This window comes from Flavobacterium salmonis (assembly GCF_903819435.1).
GTDB lineage: Bacteria > Bacteroidota > Bacteroidia > Flavobacteriales > Flavobacteriaceae > Flavobacterium > Flavobacterium chungangense.
This window is the reverse complement of the sequence record NZ_CAIJDP010000088.1, coordinates 181,005-201,914: the sequence shown is the minus strand read 5'-3', so window position 1 is coordinate 201,914 and position 20,910 is coordinate 181,005. Positions and strand designations below refer to the sequence as shown.

The following is a 20,910-nucleotide window of genomic DNA, read 5'->3' as shown; positions in this document are numbered from 1 at the left end:
TGGGAGAGTAGTAAATAATTTTCGTACAAATTACTAATTTATCTCTAAAAGCAAAGAATACATTTTATATTTTGTTATTTTTGATTGATGAGACAACTAATGATTTTTTTCGTTTTGACACCATTTTTTTTGTGGTCACAATCCAATTTTGAAAAAGGGGAGCAGTTGTTTCATGCCAAAAAAAACAAAGAAGCCGAAGTTGTTTTCGAAGAAAATCTAAAGCATCATCCCAATGATATTAAAACTCTGGAGCGTTTGGCAGATATATCTGCAAAAGAAAAACAATGGGAAAAAACAGCCTCATACTACAAAAAGCTAAAACAGCTAAAACCTACTGAAGCGGATTATTTTTATAAATACGGAGGATGTTTGGGTATGCGTGCTTTGGAGGTGAATAAATTAAAGGCATTTGGAATGGTGGATGACATGAAATCATCATTTGAGAAAGCGATTGATTTAAATCCTAAACATCTGCCAGCACGTTGGGCGTTAATCGAATTATATCTGCAGCTACCCGGAATATTGGGAGGGAGTGAATCGAAAGCATTGAAATACTCTAATGAGCTGGCAAAATTATCACCCGTTGATGGTTATTTGTCTAAAGGAAGAATTGAGGAGTACTTCAAAAGATATGATTTGGCAGAAAAAAATTATCTAAAAGCACATGAAATTGGCAATTCAAAAGTTACATTTCAAAAATTATATAATTTATATTTGAACAAATTAAAAGAGCCAAAAAAAGCTCATGAATTAAAACGAAAATTTGACTCAAAATAATCAAATCTCAAATACTGAATTCTGAAAACAATTAGAATTTAGAACTTAAAAATTGAAATTTTAAATGAAAACACATTTCATCGCCATAGGCGGAAGTGCGATGCACAATTTAGCATTAGCGTTGCATAACAAAGGATATCAGGTAACAGGAAGCGATGATGCAATTTTTGAACCTTCAAAATCAAGATTAGAAAAAAAAGGAATTCTTCCTGCAGAAATGGGATGGTTTCCTGAAAAAATTACTGCCGATATTGAAGCAGTAATTTTAGGAATGCATGCCAAGGCAGACAATCCTGAGTTATTAAAAGCACAGGAATTAGGCTTGAAGATTTATTCGTATCCGGAATTTTTATACGAACAATCTAAAAATAAAACCCGAGTTGTAATTGGTGGTTCTCACGGAAAAACGACAATTACTTCGATGATTTTGCACGTAATGCATTATCATAATATTGAGGTTGATTATATGGTGGGAGCACAGTTAGAAGGTTTTGATACCATGGTGCATTTAACAGAAGAAAATGATTTTATGGTTTTAGAAGGAGATGAATATTTGTCTTCTCCAATTGACCGTCGCCCTAAATTTCATTTGTATCAGCCTAATATTGCTTTAATTTCAGGAATCGCCTGGGATCACATTAATGTGTTTCCAACTTATGAAAATTATGTTGAACAGTTTGAAATTTTTATTTCTAAAATTACAAACGGCGGTATTTTGGTTTACAATGAAAATGATTCTGAAGTAAAACGTGTTTCAGAGGCTGCAGCCAATCCAATTCGTAAACTACCTTATCATACACCGGAATATTCGGTAAGCGATGGTGTAACCTTATTAAAAACGCCAGAAGGAGATATGCCAATCGAAGTTTTCGGAGCACATAACTTAAATAATCTTGCCGGAGCCAAATGGATCTGCCAAAATATGGGTGTTGATGAAGCCGATTTCTACGAAGCGATTGCAAGTTTTAAAGGTGCTTCTAAACGATTGGAAAAAATTGCAGAAGGAAAAGGAAAAGTCGCCTATAAAGATTTTGCGCATTCACCAAGTAAAGTAGCTGCTACAACAAAGGCAGTAAAAGAGCAATATCCAAACAGAACTTTAGTAGCTTGTTTAGAACTTCATACTTACAGCAGTTTAAATGCCGAATTTTTAAAAGAGTATGAGGGCGCACTAGAGTATGCTGATGTTGCTGTTGTGTTTTATTCACCTGATGCTGTAAAAATTAAACAATTAGAAGAAGTGACTTACGAACAAATCGCTAATTCTTTCAATAGAGAAGATTTGATTATTTATACCAATCCAGCTGAATTCAAAGAATATCTATTCAATTTAAATCTGGACAATTCAGCCTTGCTTTTGATGAGTTCAGGTAATTATGGAGGTTTGAATTTCGATGAAGTTAAGACCTTGATTGAGTAAATTAATTCGTTAATCAGATAATTTGATAATGTGCCAATTGCTATGCAGTTGGCATTTTTTTTAAAATTATCTAATTGACAAATTTTCTAATTTGAAGCCCCTTCGTATTTAAAGTGTCCCACAATCTTATACTCAAACAAACAGTCTTCCAAAACCTGACCGCCACCAACATTATGAACAATAAGATTTCGTTTGCCGTCTTCTGATTTTTTATTTGTGATAATTCCAATATGAGGTAACTTTCCATTAATCATCCAGGTTACAATTTCTCCTGTTTTATAATCTCTTGCATCTTCAGAAACAGGTAATTTTGTTCCTTTTCTTTCAAAGAAAACTTCTAAATTAAGAACTCTGCGATGATCTATGTTGGTATCGGTCTTGGTCATTTCCCACTTTTTTAAGTTTGGATATTTAGAGAAATTTTCGATCATGTCTTCATGTACTTCTTTTTGTAAATCAATATCTAATTTTCGATAGCTGCGAATAACAACATCCGTGCAAACACCTTTGTTTACCGGGATGTCTCCATTTGGGTATTCTATTGCAAAATAAGTTGGATCATAATCTATCGAGGGGTCAATTATAGATATTGCCGCTTCTGAAAGTTTTTCTTCGAAAGTTTTTACGACAGGGTTGTTGTTTTTAATAGCTAAATTGCTGTTTTCTTTTTGATTACAAGAAAAAAGGCAAATCATGATTAAAAAGATATAGTTGAATTTCATTTTTTTTGTTTTAAAATTAAGGATTATCAGAATAGTAAATGTATTTTAATGAATGATTTTTCTTATTTTTGAAAATATTGATAAAACTATATGCCTGAAAAAATTAAAGTTGTTCATACAACAAGCGAAAATCCTGATTTCATATTTTTATACAACACCTTTGATACTTTTTTGTGGGAACGCTATCCTGAATTAAAAACGGATTATTGGGGTAATAACGTAATTGAATTCAATCCAAATGTGGTTATCGTTTATTTAGATGATAAAGCGGTGGGTTGTGGCTGTTTTAAAAAGTATCATGAAACTGCTGCCGAATTGAAAAGAATGTTTGTTTTACCAGAAGGAAGAGGGTTAGGAATAGCTCAGCACATTATTAAGGAGGTTGAAAGTAAAGCAATTGAACAAGGTTTTAAGATGTTGATTTTAGAAACTTTGTATAAACAACTGGAAGCAATTAATCTGTATCAAAAAATGGGTTTCGAAATAATTGAAAATTATGAACCTTATGTAGGCCTTACAAATAGTATTTGTATGAGCAAGAACATTATTTAATATATAGCCCTGAATGGAAGTAGCACATTTTCCTATTACAAACTGGTCAGAAGACGACCGCCCACGTGAAAAACTAATGCTGAAAGGCAAAAATGCTTTGAGTGATGCCGAATTAATTGCCATTTTGATTGGCTCCGGTAGTAGGAATGAATCGGCGGTTGATTTAAGCAAAAGAATTTTAGCTAGTGTAGATACCCTGAATTCGTTAGGCAAGATGTCTGTTTCCCAATTGATAGATTTTAAAGGAATAGGTGAGGCTAAAGCTATTACTATTATTGCAGCATTAGAATTGGGCAGAAGACGTAGGGCAGAGGATTCAGTTGAATTAACAAAAATCACATCCAGTAAGTTGGTTTTTGAAATCATGCAGCCTGTCATTGGTGAACTTCCTCATGAGGAATTTTGGGTGCTTTTTCTGAATAATTCAAATAAAGTTATTTTAAAATCTCAATTAAGTAAAGGAGGTATTTCCGGAACTATTGTTGATGTTCGTCTGGTTTTTAAATTAGCACTTGAATCTGGTGCTACAGGGTTAATTTTATGTCATAATCATCCTTCCGGTACTTTGATTCCAAGTGATGCAGATAAACACATTACCAAAAAATTAAAAATGGCAGGAGATAGTTTAGATGTTAAAGTTTTGGATCATGTGATTATTACTGAAACAAAATATTATAGTTTTGTAGATGAAGGAATTTTATAAATTATGCATACAAATATTACCGATATTTTTTTTGACTTAGACCATACACTTTGGGATTTTGATCGAAATTCAGAAATGGCTTTTGACCGAATTTTTAAAAGCAAATTTCCTGAAATCAAATGTCAGGATTTTATCCAAAAATATATTCCGATAAATCAGGCCTGTTGGAAGTTATATCAAAATGATGCAATTACACATTTAGAATTGCGTTACAACAGATTAAAGTTTTCTTTCGATGCCTTAAATATTGTTATTTCTGATGCAGATATTGATCAGATTGCGAATGATTGTATTGAATTTCTGACAGAAAATAATCATCTTTTTGATGGGACGATTGAGATTTTAGACTATTTAAAATCAAAGTATAAATTACACATCATAACAAATGGATTTGCTACTGTTCAGGAAAAGAAAATAAACAATGCAGCTTTGCGTGATTATTTTACTACAATTACAAATTCAGAACTGGCAGGTGTAAAAAAGCCAAATAGTATTATCTTTGATTATGCAATTAATTCGGCAAATGCTTCAAAAGAAAATTGTATTATGATAGGTGATTGTCTGGATGCTGATGTTAACGGTGCCCTGAATGCAGGATTAGATGCTATTTTTTTTAATGATAAAAAAATCCAGGCTCCGGAAAATATTAAACAAGTTAATCATTTATTAGAACTCAAAAAATATTTATAATTATTAAAATCGCCATTATAACAAGTTTGTTGTAAATCTTATTAAATAATTGGCAATAGGATATGTTACCGCTAACAAATAAATTTTACATATATGAAAATTAAACTTTTTTTAATAACACTTTTTATTTCTGCTTTAGGTTTTTCTCAATCAATTAATGATTATAAAGCTGTTATTGTGCCTATTAATTTTGATTTTGCAAAAGGGATCAACCCATACAGGCTGTCAACTATGACAAAGGCAAATTTAATAAAAGCAGGTTTTCAGGCTTTTTATGAAAATGAACAGCTACCAGCAGAATTTTCAAATCGCTGTGATTTATTGTATGTTGATGTAAAAAGAGACAATGCTTTTTTAGTAACAAAACTTTTTGTAGAATTTAAAGACTGTTACGGAAAAGTAGTTCATACTTCTGAAACCGGCAAAAGCAAAGAGAAAGAATATGAAGCAGCCTATCGTGAATCATTAGATATGGCATTTATATCGATATATGGTTTGAATTACAAGTATAGTGGAAAAACTGCAATAATAACTTCTGGTGTTGCTTCAAATGTTGCTGTGAATGCCCAGGCAGTTACTGCAAATTCAGTTTCTACGCAAGTGGCTACACCAATTGCAGATGTTTCTGATCCAAATTTATTGTATGCACAACCAACTGAAAATGGATATCAATTAATTGATAAAACACCAAAAGTGGTTATGAAATTGCTTAAAACCTCCCGTCCGGATTCATACATAGCAATAAAAGACGGTGTTCAGGGAACTTTGAATGCAAAAGACAATCAGTGGTTTTTTGAATATTATCAAAATGATAAATTAGTTTCTGAGAAAGTTTCAGTTAAATTTTAAATATAATTTGGTTTAATAACCATATTTATCTTTCCAACGGTTCTTTAAAAATTCACGGTTGCTATTCTCTCTGGAATTCTGACCTGGATTATAAAGAACCGTTTCTTTTATAGCATCTGGCAAAAATTCTTGTTCTGCAAAGTTATTGGCATAATCATGCGAATATTTATAGTCTTCACCATAACCTAATTCTTTCATTAGCTTTGTTGGAGCATTGCGCAAATGAATCGGAACAGGCAGATCACCGGTTTGTTTTACCAATTGCTGTGCATTTCCAATAGCCATGTAAGACGCGTTACTTTTTGGTGAGGTTGCCAGATAAATAGCGCATTGACTTAATATAATCCTGCTTTCAGGATAACCAATTGTAGAGACTGCCTGAAAGGTATTGTTTGCCATAATGAAGGCAGTAGGATTGGCATTTCCAATATCTTCACTCGATAAAATCAACATTCTTCGGGCAATAAATTTAACATCTTCACCGCCTTCGATCATTCGGGCGAGCCAATAAACAGCACCATTAGGGTCGCTTCCACGAATTGATTTTATAAAGGCAGAAACAATGTCATAATGCTGTTCTCCGGTTTTGTCATACAAAACAGTGTTTTGCTGAACAAGTTCAAAAACCCTATCGTTTGTAATAATGATTTCATTGCTATCAGAAGCGTTAACTACCAACTCAAAAATGTTTAATAGTTTTCGGCCATCTCCGCCAGATAATCTTAGGAGTGCTTCGGTCTCTTTTAGAGTAATATTTTTTGTAACTAATTCTGCATCCGTTTTCATGGCACGATGCAACAACGCTTCTAAATCGGTTTTTGTAAAAGCATTTAGTATGTAAACCTGACAGCGTGATAATAAAGCAGGAATCACTTCAAAACTTGGGTTTTCTGTCGTTGCACCAATTAATGTAATCCACCCTTTCTCGACCGCAGCCAAAAGAGAATCCTGTTGGGATTTGCTAAAACGATGAATCTCATCAATAAACAAAATTGGATTTTTAGCAGTGAATAAGCCACCACTTTGTTTGGCCTTTTCAATTACATCCCGAATGTCTTTCACACCAGAATTTATGGCACTCAAAATATAAAAAGGACGCTTAGATTCCTGAGCGATAATTTGCGCCAGAGTAGTTTTTCCGGTTCCCGGTGGTCCCCAAAAGATTAATGACGGAATAATTCCTTTCGAAATTTGTTGCGTTAAAGAGCCGTTTGGTCCCACCAAATGACTTTGACTAATGTAGTCTTCTAATTTCTGTGGACGAATGCGTTCTGCTAAAGGTGCTTCCATTTTACAAAATTACGAGTTTCAATTTAAATTTAATTTTTTCAGGAGCTATTTCCTGCTGTCCGCTATATCTTTTTTGGCAGAAAAAGCCAAAAAAGGATGCCGCTTCCATCAGGGCTATGAATAGTGTCTTTAGAAATTTATTTTTTGCTGACAAATTATCAGTAAATTGTATTTGGATAGTTTTTTGATGAATTATTAATTTGATTGTTAAAAATATGAACGATAACCATTTTAAATTTTCAACCGCCGTTATTGGACTTCCGGTATTTTTTGTCCTCTTTTTGTGGATTGTTTATTGGGTTCAGATTCGGTTTGATTTTGATTTTTATCAAAACGGAATTTATCCACGGGATTTCTCAGGTTTACAGGGCGTATTGTTTAGTCCTTTTATTCATGAAAATTTAAACCATCTATATAATAACTCGATTCCGCTTTTGGTATTATTGGCAGCCTTACAGTTTTTTTATTCAAAGCAATCCTTTGCTGTTATAGCTTGCGGAATTTTATTTTCCGGTTTGATAACATGGATTATTGGTAGGGAAAATTATCATATTGGGGCAAGTGGACTAATTTATGTTTTGGTAAGTTTTATATTTTTCAAAGGGATTCAGACCCTATATTATCGTTTAGTAGCGCTTTCATTTGCGGTAGTTTTGCTTTATGGCGGAATGATTTGGTACGTTTTTCCGGATGTAGATCAAAATATTTCCTGGGAAGGGCATTTGGCAGGTTTTATAACAGGGTTTGTAATGTCTTTGTTTTATAAAACTCCGGAATATGCTAAACCAATTGTTTATGATTGGCAAAAACCTGATTTTGATCCTAATGAAGATGCTTTTATGAAGCACTTTGACGAGAATGGTAATTTCGTTAATACTGAAATTCCTGAAGAAGATTCTGAAATAGTATCTTCTTATTTCAATTCTAATATTTCAGTTAATTATATTATAACTAATTTAAAATCAAAAGATGAATCTTTGTAAATGAAAGGTTTAATGATGAAGCGATGATTTAAAATAGTTTCAGAGAACCTAAGTTAACAAAAAAACACCTCAAATTAGAGGTGCTTTTCTATTCTTTGTAATGATTCCTTTAGTTTCTTTGGCGAACAGCTTCATATAAGAATGCTCCACAGGCAACAGAAACATTTAAGGATCCAATGGTTCCAAACATGGGTAATTTCGCTTTTTCATCAACAATTTTAAGCACAGATGGATTAATTCCCCTGTCTTCAGATCCCATGATGATTGCCAAAGGTTCATTCAATTCTAAATCATAAATATTTTGTTCTGTTTTTTCAGTAGCAGCAATGGTTTTTATTCCTGATCCCTGAAGATAGAAAATAGCATCTTTAATGTGTTCAACTTTACAAATAGGGACATTAAAAACAGCCCCTGCTGAAGTTTTTACAGTATCTCCGTTTACAGGGGCAGATCCAGCTTTTTGAACAATAATTCCGTTTACGCCAGTGCATTCTGCAGTTCTTATGATGGCTCCAAAATTTCTTGCATCAGAAATTTGGTCTAATATTAAAAACAAAGGTTTAGAACCGGATTCAATTGTAGATTCAACAAGATGTTCTAAATCTATGAATCCAATCGGAGATATTGTTGCAACTGCTCCCTGATGATTATTAGGAGTTAAACGATTCAGTTTTTCAACAGGAACGTAGGAGAAATTAATGTTGGCACGCTTCATGACTTTCATTAAATCCTTCATTAACTCACCCGAAATTTCTTTTTGGATGAATACTTTGTCTACTTCTTTTCCTGCCTGAATAGCTTCTATAATGGCTCTTATTCCAAATATTTGATGTTCTTTTTCCATATCGCAAATATAGGTATAATGTTTATAAAAAAACCACCCCAAATTGGGATGGTTTTAATTTGTTTTAACATTAATATTATTATAATGCCCACCAAACTTTTGTAGTCGTATTAGTAACTACGGTAGCATTTGGATTATACAATCTTTCTGTAGATGGTGTAGGCATTCTTTGTGGAATTTTAGTTGGTGCAACATCCGGATTAGGGATTAAAACAGGAAATCCTGTTCTTCTCCAGTCATTATAAACTTCTGGATTTGTAAATAAAGCAATGTATTTCTGTTGAATAATATTTTGTACGGTAACTGTTGTGGTAACTGTATTTACAAAAGTATTATCTACTGATCCTACATAATTAATTAAGGAAGCTGATACTGCATCTTTAAAGGCTTGTGAAGCACCTGCATCTGAAATAAGTAATTTAGCTTCTGCTTCAATAAATTTAGCTTCTGCAAAAGTTACCATTCCGATTGGCTGTGCAGCTGTACCAACAATTGCAGAGCCTAAATCAGATGCATCATTGTTTTCTTCATTTGTAGCAATTCCAGTATAGTTATCATTAGCATCTTTTGATACAAAAACTGGTAGTCTTGGATCATTAGTTGAAACTAAATAATCTACGAAATATTTACCCATTTTTATATATCCAGGTCTAGCATTTGAAAAAGCATACCATTGATTCCAACTAGAACTTGCGCTATCAAAAAATATTGCATTCATATCTTCATCATTTGATTTAATACCATCTGCTAAATAAGTCAAAGCTTTATTGGCAGCAACCGTAGCTCCGTCTCGATTTGTTAATCTAAGAGCAAAACGAGCTTTTAATGTATAAGCCGCTTTCATCCACTTAGCAACATCTCCTCCGTAAATTAAATCATCTGAAGCTGGTATTTTTGTATTTGCTGAAGCTGGTTTTGCAAGATCTACAATTGCATCGCTTAATAATTGTTGTAATTGGACATAAACTTCCTGCTGGGTGTCATATTCGGGTTGGATGTTTCCAGTACTTAAACCTTTAAAAGCATTGCTTAAAGGGATGTCATTCCATAGATCAGTTGCTTTTGATATATTTAAAGCTAATAAAATTTTTGACATGCCTGCATAGTATGGATTGGCTGCCCCATTTTTTTCAATATTATCACTTGCACTAAGAGCTGCGTTTTGATAAAGTGTTGACCATGAGTTGTCCATGTCTGTTTCGGAAAATGAATATCCAGCATATGCTAAATATTGGCCATCATTACCTCCGATCTGTTGAGTTAATAAAGAAGTTATTCTTGATAGATCTCCTGTATGGATATTGAATGTCGCTACTTCAGTTTGTGTTAACAATAAAGAAGGAGTCACCTTAGAAGGATTGTTTGGATTTTCATTAAACGTGTCTATTTCATTTTGGCATGAAAAGACCGCTAAAACCGTTAATATAAATGCTATTTTTTTCATTTTGTCTTTTTTAGAGTCCTAATTTTAATGCTAGAGATACTGATTTTGATCCTGGATTGTTGAAATAATCAAACCCTTGAATATGAGAACCAGCTCCAGTCAAACTTGTTTCAGGGTCCACTCCTTTGTAATTAGTATTTAACCATAAGTTTCTACCCGATAATGTAATTTCTAAATTTTGTATAAAGCTTAAACCTGCTTTTTGTAAATCATTAAAACGATATGATAAAGAAACATCTCTAAGTCTTACCCAGTTTACATTTTCAATGTTTTGTGATTGTACTTGTAATACATCTCCTTTATATTGTTCAAAATATTTTTGTGCTGTTATAGGGGAAGTATTGGTTGTTCCATCAGCATATACTCCTGGAATAATATAAGTTCCTCTATTGTTTGCTGCAGATTCTTCTGAAAGACCATATCTTTGGATTCTTCCTCTTGTACCATCCCAAATAGCTCCGCCGTGTCTAATGTCTAATAATGCAGAAACAGTTATACCTTTATATGTAAATGTGTTTCTTATTCCGCCTAACCAATCTGGGTTTGTGTCACCAAGAATTTTTTGTTGAGGATCTGCTTGAGGTAAACCCGAAGCGGTTACAATAATCTTACCGTTAGCATCTCTTAAGAAATCGGTGCCGTATAAAATCCCTAATGGTTTTCCAACAATTGCAACATAACTTGGATTTCCAAAGCCTTGCTCCGGTTCATATTGTTCAACTCCGTTTGCTAATCCCGTAACTTTGTTTTTGTTTTTTGACCAATTTACAGACAAATCCCAAGTAAAACTTTGCGATTTAATTAATTCATAATTAAATTCTACTTCTATTCCTTTGTTTTCCATTGATGCATAATTACCATATTGTGAGGTAAATCCTGAAGATGGTGCTATTGGGAAACTAATTAATAAGTCCTTAGATTTTGCTTGGTATACGTTAATATTCAGACCAAGTCTATTAAAAAGTTTAAGTTCTAGACCAATTTCACTGCTACCAACACGTTCTGGTTTTAAATCAGATTGACCTAATGTTGTAGCATATCCAAAGCCATTTTGACCATTATATGGTACTGTATTTCCATCAGTATAGCCATCAGTTTCTACTAACTTAGCATAATAAGTTTGTGTTAAATAAGTTTGAGGGGCGATACCAACATCTGCATATCCAAAACGGATTTTGCCTGAATTTAACCATCCCTTATCTAAAGGTTTACTAAATAACCAAGCTACAGAACCTGCAGGATAGCTAAAGCTTTTTTTATCTCCATATGCAGAATTCCAATCATTTCTAATGCTACCAGTTACATATAGTTGATCGTCAAATGAAAAATCTGCTTGTGCATAAGCTGATCTGGCCATTTGTTTGGTGTCATAGTTTGATGTTCTAAAGCTACTTGCGTTACTTAAATTGTAAAAACCTGGAATTGCAAGATTGTCACCTCTACTAAATTGATCTGTAAAGAAATCAGATCTTACGTTTCCACCAGCAGTGTAGTTTAAGTCTATCTTGTCTGTTAAATTTATAAGACCGTTAAATATCAAGTCTCCATTAAATATTTTTGTATTTATGTTTTCTATATTTATTTGACCTGTTCCATCACTTGAACTATTTCCAAATGAGGATATAGCATATATTTGTTTTCTGGCATCGTTTGCAGAATCCCAACCACCTCTTATAGTAATATTAAGTGCTTTAGAATTATTGTATATTAATCCTAAGTTTCCATAAGTTCTGGTTACTTCACTTACGTATGGATTTTCATTTGCTGTATAATAAGGATTATCATATGCTGAAAAATACGTTTTTTGAAACCCAAACTCATTTTTGTAATCTCTTAAGTCATAAGTTACTGGTGTTCTGTATAGACCTAACATTACCCCGCCTAATGTGCTTCCGTTTTGCACCATTGTGGTTTTTGTTCTAACAAATGCTGAGCTTCCAACTACTTTTAATTTGTCATTTAATTTACGTTCGCCACTTATTAGAATATTGGTCCTTGTTAATCCTGTATTAGGTATCATTCCTTCTTGCTTAGAATGTCCAAAGGAAGTTCTGAATGTTCCTTTGTCATCACCACCGTAGAAGGCAATATTTGCATCAGTTCCTATCCCTGTTTGGAAAAAATTATTTGGATTATCATAATATTTAGCTCCAGGAACACTGCTGATTAGTGGTCCCCAGCTCTTTTGAGTTCCGCCAGTTTCTCCTGCATCACCCGTTCCATATAATCCGTCTGGACCAGCTTGAGCAGGAGCTATATAGTTGCCACTATCACCTGCTGCATATTTTGATTGCAATTTCGGCAACTTATTAACTGTTGTTGCTGTAGTATTTAGTGATAAATCTACTCCAATACCCTTTCGGGATTTTCCTTTTTTTGTTGTGTAGATAATTACACCATTTCCGGCACGTTCGCCATATAAAGCAGCAGCGGCTCCGCCTTTTAATACAGTAACGCTTTCAACATCGTTAGGATTTATATCTAACGCTCTATTTGAAAGATTAGTTCCTGATAGTGTTGTGTTAAATGGGCTATCACCTGTTGTGTTTCCCTGAGTGTCATTATTAAAAGGCACACCGTCAACTATTATCAATGGATCTGTTGAGCCTAAAATTGATTTTTGACCCCTAATTACAATTTTACTTGATGCTCCTGGAACACCACCTGATCCGGTAATTTGTACCCCTGATGTTTTTCCGGCTAATCCTTGTATTACATTTGATTCTCCAGATCTTAATAAATCAGTTGATGATACTGTTGAGACACCGTATCCAAGAGATTTTTTTTCTCTTTTAATCCCTAAAGCGGTTGTGACAACCACACCTTCCAGTTCTACTGAAGTATCACTTAATTTTACATTAATTGATGTTGAACTTGCAGCTATTTCCTGGGTTTTCATCCCAATGTAGCTAAATACCAAAATCTGGCTTGATGCTGCTTTGATAGTGAATTTACCATCAAAATCTGTTTGTGTTCCTGCTTTAGTACCTTTAACTAATACACTAACACCTGGTAGAGGCATTCCTGCATTGTCAGATACTGTTCCAGAAACAGCTCTTTCTTGTGCAAATGTGATTTGCGCAACTAGTGCTAATAATAGCACTAAAAATCCATTGAACTTTAGTTTCATTTTTAAATATTTTGAATTAGTATCGCAAAACTCTTAATAATTTGTTAACTATCCTAATATAAGAAGCTTTTTTTTTAGTTAAATTATGGTTTTATAATAGGAAATTGTTTTTTTAGTGTTAAAAAAGATTATTAAATTCGGTATTCTTAATTTATTGATTTAAATATGATAATAATTAAATATTGCTTAATTGTTATAAATGTTAAATTTTATGTTGCACCTATTGAAATTGTTTTTTTTGTAACTTTTAAATAACAAAATCCACCCTAAAAGAGTGGATTTTGTTTTGTATTAAGGTTTTTCTAAAATTTATCCCAAAATAATTTAGTATCAACATTATCTCCGCCAATTGCCTGGCTGGCTGATGTATAACTGCTTTTGTTTAAGGATTGTTCTATAATAGGATAAGTGTAACGAAGCGGAATTGCAGAAACCGCATCTGCCGGAGCAATTAAAACCGGATAATCCAGTCTTCTGTAAACAGACCAGCCTTCAAATGAATTGTTGTAATATGCTATCCAACTTTGAGTGCCTATTTTTTGTTTCCACGTTCCAGGAGCAGTTGAATATGCAACATTTGGGGTTAAAAGATAAGTTGCTGCTTCCGTTTCAGTGCCGCCCCAGTCTAAAATGGATGCTGTAATGGCCGCATTATAATGTGCTGCAGCTGTTGCCGGAGTGCCATATAAATTTCTTTCTGCTGCTTCTGCTAATAAAAATTCAGTTTGTGCATAATCTAAAAGTGTTCCAGGGAAATCTGGTACCTGTAGAGTAGGTGAAATGTGTGTAAAATTTGGAAATGAATTACTGCCTCCATTTGTACCACCAATATATTCTACTTCCGGAGTAGCAGGATTATCTACATTATTGTCGAAATATTTAGAACGTCTCGGGTCATTTAGATCATTCATAACGTCTACTAATGTGTTTGCCGGAACAAAATCAGAACGGCCACTAGCAACAAGGTCCACATATAAAGGATTTGTATTTGGAGTTGCGGTTAAGTATTTGAAATCAGCATTGTCAAGATTTGATGAAAAAACAAATGGCGCTGCACTGGATACAGTTGCTTGTGCAAGAGCTGCTTCTGATGGTATGTCTGAGATCGTGATGCCTAATCTTAATTTTAGAGTATTTGCAAACTTAATCCATTTGCTTATATCACCTGAATAGATTCTGTCATTACCACCAAAGCTTTGGCCCGAAGTATTTAGGTTTGTTATAGCTTTGTTTAATCTTACTATTAAATCTTTGTAGATTGTTAAGCCATCATCATATTTAGGCGTTTTGTAGGCTAAATTTAATGCTTGTGAGTAAGGTACATCTCCAAAAGTTTCTACTAATATTGCATAAGTATAGACGTTTAATACCTCAATTATGGCAAGTTTGTTTTGCTTATCCAATGGGTTTTCTGTTAATCCTAATGGGGTATCAGTGATGTTTTTTGCACTTTGGTCTAAATCTTTTAGTACATCTTTGTATAGGTACTGCCAGTGTTGTTCCGGGATTGTTCTGGTAACTAAATCGTAATTACTTTCATCTGTATATACTGTTTCTGTCCAATATTGATTTAATAATCTAAAAATATTGTCATTTACATTGGTGCTCATCATTTGATCCACCAGACTTTTTTGGGCACTTGTAAATAAAACTTCCCCAGGTACATTTGCCGGGTCTTTTACGTTTTCGTTTAATTTTTCTAAATCATCGGAACAAGATGTTGTTATTATTGCCGTGAAGAGAATAAAGAATATTTTTTTCATGATTTCTAATTTTAAAATTGGATTTTAACGTTAAAGCTAATGTCTCTGGTGGATGGTAAAGATCCTGTTGAGTAGCCTTGTAAATTACCTGCTCCTAATCCTGATTCTGGATCTGCATCCGGTAAGTTTTTGTGAATAATCCAAAGGTTAGTTCCGACAACACTTAAAGTCATTCCGTTCATAAATGTGTTTCTTAAAACTTTTTCTGAAAGCGAATAAGAAATTGCAGTTTGTCTTAATTTGATATAGCTTGCATCATATACAAATGCTTCATCTGGTAATCCTCTTCTGTATCCCTGAGCCCCAAATCGACTGGCTACAATTCTGGTTGTGTTTACTGAACCATCTGGATTTACTCCGGGATTGATAAATCCTCCTGACGCTGATGTATATCCTCCTGCTGGAATTCCAACGCCATCAACATCGTATTGATTGAATACTAGTGGATCTCTTATAGGGTTTCCAAGTTCATTAATAAATGCGGTATCATCTGGTAAGCCTGTGGCTAAGCCATAATAACGGTCTAATGAGAATATTTGCCCGCCTTTTTGCATGTCGATTAAGAATTCAAGTGAAAAATTTTTATAAGTGAATTTGTTGTTGAGGCCTCCTGTCCATTCTGGATTTGCACTTCCAATTGGGTTATCAGATGTTGAAGTTTTGATATATTGACCATTATCAGGATCCACTACTCTTTGCCCGTTTAAATAAGTGTATTTGGTGCCGTAGATTACACCATAAGGCTGGCCGACTGCTGCATTTATTGTAACACCTCCCTGGAAAGAGCCTAATTGTAAATTGCCAATGCCGTCCAGGAGATCTAATACTTTGTTTCTGTTCCGTGCCCAGTTCAAATTAACATCCCATGAAAAGTTAGCTATTTTTATTGGTGTGCCATTTAAAGAAACTTCTATTCCTTTATTTTCTATTTCTCCGGCATTAATTAATTCGTATAAATATCCGGTTGAAGATGTTAATCGTAATGGAATAATTTGATCAATTGAGTTAGATTTATAATAGGAAATATCTAATCCTAATCTCTTTTTAAAGAATGATAGTTCTATACCCGCTTCATAACTCTTAGTTTTTTCTGGTTTTAGATTTGGATTGTTTTTAGTGTCTTTTACAGATGCAGATCCGGCTCCGATCGCTGTGTTTACAGCGTAAGTGTCTAATATTCTGTCAAATCCGGGGCTGTTTCCAACTTCAGCATAGTTAAGTCTTACTTTACCAAATGATAACCAATCTGCTTTTACAAATTTAGAAAACACAAAACTAGATGATACAGACGGGTAGTAGTATGAGCTGTTGGCTTCCGGAAGAGTTGAAGAATGATCTCTTCTTATTGTTCCTTCCAGATATAAATAATCATCATATCCCAAAGAAGCACTTCCGTAAACACCATCTACTCCTATTGATTCGTCTCTTTCTATTGGAGCAAGCATAGGAGCTGCCGTATTTTGTAAAGCATACAAACCAGGTATAGCAAGTCCGCCATTTGTTGCTGCCCAGATTGAGTTGTAATAACTTCTTCTAACGTTTATACCAACAATTCCTTTTAGGTTTAATTTTTCTGTTAAATCTTTATTGTAGTTTAACATCAAATCATAGTTGTATTCGCTAAAGCCAATATTTCTTCTTGAATAACCTGATGGGGCTGGGTTTCTGTTAAGACTGCCGTCACCACCACCAGTTCCGATACCAAAATTTGAAGGTACACTTCCTACCGCTCTTCTTTCTTCTTGTAATTCATCATAAGTGTCTACAGACATTCTGCCATATGCATCTAGCCAGCTTGTAATTTTATAGTTTAAAGAAACATTACCTATGAATCTGCTTCTGCTGTCTGATTCGTAATTTTCATAGCGTTGAAAGTAAGGATTGTCCCAAAAAATTGGTCTAGGATCGTTATATGCATTAGGATTCCATGTTACATTTCTTCCTGTAAGTTCATAAGCCTGCTTTAGATCTTTAAGGTCAACGTTTGTTTGCCACCATTGTCTAAAATTACCGGCAATATTGTCATTGTATCCTGTGGTATTTCTTCCTATTGTGCTTGTTTTTGTGAAGTTTCCATATCCGGACACAGTTAGCTTGTCGTTAATTAAAGTTGATGCATTTAAAGTAATAGTATTTCTTTTTAATGAACTGTTAGGTAAGAGGCCTTTCTGGTCAAGATTGTTAACTCCTAATCTTAAATATCCATTTTCAAGTCCTTTATCTATCGAAATAGAATTTGTTAACGCCACTGGTTTTTCAAAAAATGTTATAGGACCGTTTTTTGCATTTACCCATGGAGTTGCTTTCATGTAATTTGGAGATTCCGGGTAAAAAGCATCCCATTGATACACTAATAAATTTGGATCAAATGCTTGTCCGTACGAAGCATCTTCTGTTAATGGTGTTACATTGTCTAAAATTCCGTCTCCATTAATATCTCTGTGATCAAGGTAAGAGTCTTCATCTGGCCCATAATACGGACCGTATCCTGCACCGTATTGGTTTTGATATTTTATAAAAGTGCTTTTGTCAACAGAACCCATATTTACTCCTGAGTTTACTGTTATAGAGTATCCTTTTCCTTTTTTATTTCCTTTTTTTGTTGTAATCACTACAACGCCATTAGCAGCTCTGGATCCATATAATGCACTTGCGGCAGATCCTTTAAGTACATTTATTGATTCAATGTCTTCAGGGTTGATATCAGATGCAGCATTTCCGTAGTCGTAACCAGACCCTGATTGCTCCTGATCTCTTGAGTTTGTGTTGTTGTTACTTACCGGAACTCCATCAATCACAAATAAAGCCTGATTGTTTCCTGTTAATGATGCGTTCCCTCTAATTACTATATTAGTAGACCCGCCAAAATTTGTTGTTCTTTTTACTTGAACACCAGAAACTTTACCGGATATAGAGTTTACAAAGTTGTCACTTTTAACTGCGGACAGACTTTCTCCTTTTACTTCTTGTGTAGCATATCCAAGTGATTTTTTTTCTCTTGATAGTCCTAATGCTGTTACAACAACCCCTTCGAGTTGCATTGTGTCTCCTGATAATTTTGCATTGACTTCTGTTGAATTTGCATTAGCTTCTTGAGATCTCATCCCAATGTAGCTAAAAATTAAAACTTGACTTGGTGATGCTTTGATAGAGTATTTACCATCAAAATCTGTTTGTGTTCCGGTTTTTGTACCTTTAACTAATACACTTACGCCTGGTAAAGGTAAGCCTGCGTCATCGGTGACAATTCCCGAAACAGTTCTTTCTTGCGCAATGGTTAATTGCGTCATTAGTACTAATAGCAGTACTAAAAATCCCTTGGATTTTGGTTTCATATTAATAGTTATTTTGAATTAGTAATACTAATCTCATAATAATTTGTTAATATTCCAAGTTTTTGTTAAAGTTTTTTTAAAAGCAACTAAAATTTAACACTATAACAAATGTTAACAATACTGTTATAAAATTTTATCTCTCCTTTATTTGTACTGGCATTGGCTATCTGTATTTTTAAAATGCCACTTTTTGTAGCTAAACCCACACCTATTCCAATAGATAGTATATTTCTTACTTTTTTAGAATTTCCTGTAATCGTTTGATCTTGAAATAGTCCGTAATCAAATATGGTGTGAATGTATAAATTTAATGTAGGAAGATATCTATATTCAGTTATAAGTAGATTGGAATTATTTGCTTGTAAACTGTTCTCTGAAAAGCCTCTTATTGAGTTTATACCACCAAATCTAAATAGTTCGTTTGTTATATAGCTGTTGCTCTTTAAAAAGTAATTTTGTGTGTTGATGTAAATATAATTCTTCTCGTTAAGCTTAAAGTTGTAAGATAAGTTCGAAGAGATGAAAAATTGTTTGCTTGATTTAGAGGTTTCTGGTTCATTGTTTGTATTTCTTTTTCCGTACCCAATAATGAAGTTTAAAGATGTTTTTCTTGGAAAAAGATTGTTGTTGTCTGGTTTGTTGTAATTATAGCTGGAGGTGAGGTATGAATTGTTGAAATCGCTTATGCTTGAGCTGTTTGTGTTTTGAATATCGCTGGATTCTGTTGATTGGTAGCCTAAGTATAGTTTTGAATTATAATTTATATAATAACCTAAGTCAATTGATGTTTTTGTGTTTTGAAAAGTACTGTCTTGTTTGAAGATGTTTAATTGTGCTTTAATTCCAAGAGAAGATTTAAAGATGTAAGGGATTTCTAATTTTGTATTAAAGGTTTTTTGTTGGTTCCCATCGCTTTTCCAATATAAAGAAAACTGTTCGCCTGCTTTAAGTATGTTTTGTAGGGTTATGTCAAGGTAGCCATTTAAACTCAGTTTTTTGTTTTCATTATTTGAAAATCCTATGTAGCCATCAAAAGTATTTGCTTTTCTTTTTTCGAGGTAGATATGAACTTTAGTTGAATCGTTTGTGAATAGTATTTCAGGATATTTTGTCTGGGAAACAAATTCATAATTATTTAGATCTTCATAAAGATCTTTGATTGTTTTTTGATTAAATGTTTTACTTATGTATTTTTTGTTAAGTTGTTTTAAATGTCCTTTAGGAAAATCCCTGATGTTATTATTGGTGTAATTTATTATGATGGAGTTTACGCTGCGCTTTTTTTCGTTATTAAGATTTAAATCGGCATAAATTATCGAATTCTTTTTTTTGATGTTTTCTAGTTTTATTTTGCTTAGTGCAAAACCTTGCTTTTCTGCATCATTAATTTTTTGATTTATATAGTTTTCTGTTTCTTCATATGGAATAATTAAGGTGTCATTTTTTGTTTTGAACAGATCAAAAAATGAATCATTTCTACCTATATATATATAGGTGTATTTTATTTTGTTTCCAAGTGATAATTTGTATGTGTATGTTGAATCGTTTTCTTTATGGTTTTCGAGTGTTTTGATATCCAGATATCCTTTTTTGTGGAGATTTTCAATAGTAGTAATTGATTCGTTGATAACAGATTTTATGTTAGGGTGTTTTTTAATGTAATTTAATGAATCTATAATTGTGTTTTCTGTTTTGTTTATGCCGTTTATTTTTAAATTAAAATTTTGAGCATAATTCGAAATGCTTATTGATAAAAAAATGATGATTTGTAATAGCTGTTTCGAAAACATTTGTTTTGTTAATTAAAAGTTTTGCAAATATCTATCTTTTGTTTCTAAAAAGATAAGCTTAAATAATGTTATTGAAAATTAATAGATTAACGCTTGTATAGTGAAAAAAATTTTATACATTTGCAACCCCGTAAAAAGTGGGAATTTTATAAACAAGTAATTTTTAGTATTTAATTATGCCAACTATTCAACAATTAGTAAGAACAGGAAGAACTCAGATCACTAAGAAGAGTAAATCGGTTGCTTTAGATTCTTGTCCTCAAAGAAGAGGGGTTTGTACGCGTGTTTACACTACTACACCAAAAAAACCAAACTCTGCAATGCGTAAAGTTGCGCGTGTACGTTTGACAAATGGTAATGAAGTGAATGCTTACATCCCTGGAGAAGGACACAATTTACAAGAGCACTCGATAGTATTAGTGCGAGGTGGAAGGGTAAAAGATTTGCCAGGTGTTAGATATCATATCGTTCGTGGAGCGCTTGACACGTCAGGAGTTGCAGGAAGAACGCAAAGAAGATCTAAGTACGGTGCTAAACGCCCAAAAGAAGCAAAAAAGTAATTTAAAAACGTTAAGAGTTCGAGGTTAGGAGTTGAGGGTTAAAGATTATGCGATAGCA

General features: G+C 33.4%; 16 protein-coding genes. 8 read left to right on the top strand and 8 right to left on the bottom strand.

What is annotated here, in order from left to right; translation table 11 throughout:
- Positions 1-114 precede the first annotated feature (114 nt).
- Both FLACHUCJ7_RS22200 and FLACHUCJ7_RS22195 read left to right on the top strand, forming a co-directional pair.
- On the top strand, positions 115-777 hold the full coding sequence (locus FLACHUCJ7_RS22200) for a tetratricopeptide repeat protein (protein WP_317170951.1): 663 nt from the start codon (positions 115-117) through the stop codon (positions 775-777).
- A 64-nt stretch (positions 778-841) separates the two neighbouring features.
- Entirely contained in the window at positions 842-2,197 is a 1,356-nt protein-coding gene (locus tag FLACHUCJ7_RS22195; RefSeq protein ID WP_180910492.1) for a UDP-N-acetylmuramate--L-alanine ligase, read from the top strand.
- A gap of 86 nt (positions 2,198-2,283) precedes the next feature.
- Here the strand turns inward: FLACHUCJ7_RS22195 and FLACHUCJ7_RS22190 are convergent, their stop codons facing one another.
- Positions 2,284-2,919: a DUF1287 domain-containing protein gene (locus tag FLACHUCJ7_RS22190; RefSeq protein ID WP_180910491.1), complete on the bottom strand. Its 636-nt coding sequence runs from the start codon at positions 2,917-2,919 to the stop codon at positions 2,284-2,286.
- A 90-nt stretch (positions 2,920-3,009) separates the two neighbouring features.
- On the opposite strand from FLACHUCJ7_RS22190, the gene FLACHUCJ7_RS22185 reads away from it, so the two are divergent.
- The 4 genes from FLACHUCJ7_RS22185 (at position 3,010) to FLACHUCJ7_RS22170 (ending at position 5,713) form a co-directional block, all read left to right on the top strand.
- Complete coding sequence (locus tag FLACHUCJ7_RS22185) at positions 3,010-3,471, top strand: GNAT family N-acetyltransferase (protein ID WP_110305581.1); 462 nt, start codon at positions 3,010-3,012, stop codon at positions 3,469-3,471.
- Positions 3,472-3,484: 13 nt separating this feature from the next.
- Positions 3,485-4,174, top strand: coding sequence for a RadC family protein (gene radC, locus FLACHUCJ7_RS22180; RefSeq protein WP_078225727.1), 690 nt, complete (start codon positions 3,485-3,487; stop codon positions 4,172-4,174).
- A gap of 3 nt (positions 4,175-4,177) precedes the next feature.
- A complete protein-coding gene (locus FLACHUCJ7_RS22175; protein ID WP_180910489.1) occupies positions 4,178-4,864 on the top strand; it encodes a YjjG family noncanonical pyrimidine nucleotidase in 687 nt (228 codons plus the stop codon).
- 93 nt (positions 4,865-4,957) lie between these two features.
- Positions 4,958-5,713, top strand: coding sequence for a hypothetical protein (locus FLACHUCJ7_RS22170; protein WP_078225729.1), 756 nt, complete (start codon positions 4,958-4,960; stop codon positions 5,711-5,713).
- Between the two features lie 12 nt (positions 5,714-5,725).
- On the opposite strand, the gene FLACHUCJ7_RS22165 is transcribed toward FLACHUCJ7_RS22170, so the two are convergent.
- A complete protein-coding gene (locus tag FLACHUCJ7_RS22165) occupies positions 5,726-7,003 on the bottom strand; it encodes a replication-associated recombination protein A (protein ID WP_180910487.1) in 1,278 nt (425 codons plus the stop codon).
- A gap of 215 nt (positions 7,004-7,218) precedes the next feature.
- Here FLACHUCJ7_RS22165 and FLACHUCJ7_RS22160 point away from each other — a divergent pair, with 215 nt between their 5' ends.
- Positions 7,219-7,986, top strand: coding sequence for a rhomboid family intramembrane serine protease (locus tag FLACHUCJ7_RS22160; protein WP_180910486.1), 768 nt, complete (start codon positions 7,219-7,221; stop codon positions 7,984-7,986).
- 109 nt (positions 7,987-8,095) lie between these two features.
- On the opposite strand, the gene rlmB is transcribed toward FLACHUCJ7_RS22160, so the two are convergent.
- The 6 genes from rlmB to FLACHUCJ7_RS22130 all read right to left on the bottom strand — a co-directional run bounded on the left by rlmB (position 8,096) and on the right by FLACHUCJ7_RS22130 (position 20,292).
- Positions 8,096-8,830 (bottom strand): 23S rRNA (guanosine(2251)-2'-O)-methyltransferase RlmB, encoded by a 735-nt coding sequence (gene rlmB, locus FLACHUCJ7_RS22155; protein ID WP_078225732.1) that lies wholly within the window; start codon positions 8,828-8,830, stop codon positions 8,096-8,098.
- A 79-nt stretch (positions 8,831-8,909) separates the two neighbouring features.
- Entirely contained in the window at positions 8,910-10,274 is a 1,365-nt protein-coding gene (locus FLACHUCJ7_RS22150; protein ID WP_180910484.1) for a SusD/RagB family nutrient-binding outer membrane lipoprotein, read from the bottom strand.
- Positions 10,275-10,284: 10 nt separating this feature from the next.
- Positions 10,285-13,404, bottom strand: a complete 3,120-nt coding sequence (locus FLACHUCJ7_RS22145) for a SusC/RagA family TonB-linked outer membrane protein (protein WP_180910483.1) — start codon at positions 13,402-13,404, stop codon at positions 10,285-10,287.
- 302 nt (positions 13,405-13,706) lie between these two features.
- Positions 13,707-15,167 carry a SusD/RagB family nutrient-binding outer membrane lipoprotein gene (locus tag FLACHUCJ7_RS22140; RefSeq protein ID WP_180910481.1) on the bottom strand — a complete coding sequence of 487 codons (1,461 nt, stop codon included), beginning with the start codon at positions 15,165-15,167 and terminating at the stop codon, positions 13,707-13,709.
- An 11-nt stretch (positions 15,168-15,178) separates the two neighbouring features.
- The gene (locus FLACHUCJ7_RS22135; RefSeq protein ID WP_180910480.1) at positions 15,179-18,502 is read right to left on the bottom strand and encodes a SusC/RagA family TonB-linked outer membrane protein; all 3,324 of its coding nucleotides are present in this window, start codon (positions 18,500-18,502) and stop codon (positions 15,179-15,181) included.
- A gap of 86 nt (positions 18,503-18,588) precedes the next feature.
- Complete coding sequence (locus FLACHUCJ7_RS22130) at positions 18,589-20,292, bottom strand: BamA/TamA family outer membrane protein (protein ID WP_180910478.1); 1,704 nt, start codon at positions 20,290-20,292, stop codon at positions 18,589-18,591.
- 176 nt (positions 20,293-20,468) lie between these two features.
- Between FLACHUCJ7_RS22130 and rpsL the strand changes: the two genes are divergently transcribed.
- A complete protein-coding gene (rpsL, locus tag FLACHUCJ7_RS22125) occupies positions 20,469-20,852 on the top strand; it encodes a 30S ribosomal protein S12 (protein ID WP_007136570.1) in 384 nt (127 codons plus the stop codon).
- Positions 20,853-20,910 lie beyond the last annotated feature (58 nt).

Bases quoted from the DNA above. Each gene is read 5' to 3' on its own strand.
- FLACHUCJ7_RS22140 (WP_180910481.1), bottom strand. From the start codon at position 15,167: ATGAAAAAAATATTCTTTATTCTCTTCACGGCAATAATAACAACATCT.
- FLACHUCJ7_RS22145 (WP_180910483.1), bottom strand. From the start codon at position 13,404: ATGAAACTAAAGTTCAATGGATTTTTAGTGCTATTATTAGCACTAGTT.
- FLACHUCJ7_RS22175 (WP_180910489.1), top strand. From the start codon at position 4,178: ATGCATACAAATATTACCGATATTTTTTTTGACTTAGACCATACACTT.
- FLACHUCJ7_RS22170 (WP_078225729.1), top strand. From the start codon at position 4,958: ATGAAAATTAAACTTTTTTTAATAACACTTTTTATTTCTGCTTTAGGT.
- radC (WP_078225727.1), top strand. From the start codon at position 3,485: ATGGAAGTAGCACATTTTCCTATTACAAACTGGTCAGAAGACGACCGC.
- FLACHUCJ7_RS22190 (WP_180910491.1), bottom strand. From the start codon at position 2,919: ATGAAATTCAACTATATCTTTTTAATCATGATTTGCCTTTTTTCTTGT.
- FLACHUCJ7_RS22135 (WP_180910480.1), bottom strand. From the start codon at position 18,502: ATGAAACCAAAATCCAAGGGATTTTTAGTACTGCTATTAGTACTAATG.
- rpsL (WP_007136570.1), top strand. From the start codon at position 20,469: ATGCCAACTATTCAACAATTAGTAAGAACAGGAAGAACTCAGATCACT.
- FLACHUCJ7_RS22160 (WP_180910486.1), top strand. From the start codon at position 7,219: ATGAACGATAACCATTTTAAATTTTCAACCGCCGTTATTGGACTTCCG.
- rlmB (WP_078225732.1), bottom strand. From the start codon at position 8,830: ATGGAAAAAGAACATCAAATATTTGGAATAAGAGCCATTATAGAAGCT.
- FLACHUCJ7_RS22195 (WP_180910492.1), top strand. From the start codon at position 842: ATGAAAACACATTTCATCGCCATAGGCGGAAGTGCGATGCACAATTTA.
- FLACHUCJ7_RS22150 (WP_180910484.1), bottom strand. From the start codon at position 10,274: ATGAAAAAAATAGCATTTATATTAACGGTTTTAGCGGTCTTTTCATGC.
- FLACHUCJ7_RS22130 (WP_180910478.1), bottom strand. From the start codon at position 20,292: ATGTTTTCGAAACAGCTATTACAAATCATCATTTTTTTATCAATAAGC.
- FLACHUCJ7_RS22165 (WP_180910487.1), bottom strand. From the start codon at position 7,003: ATGGAAGCACCTTTAGCAGAACGCATTCGTCCACAGAAATTAGAAGAC.
- FLACHUCJ7_RS22185 (WP_110305581.1), top strand. From the start codon at position 3,010: ATGCCTGAAAAAATTAAAGTTGTTCATACAACAAGCGAAAATCCTGAT.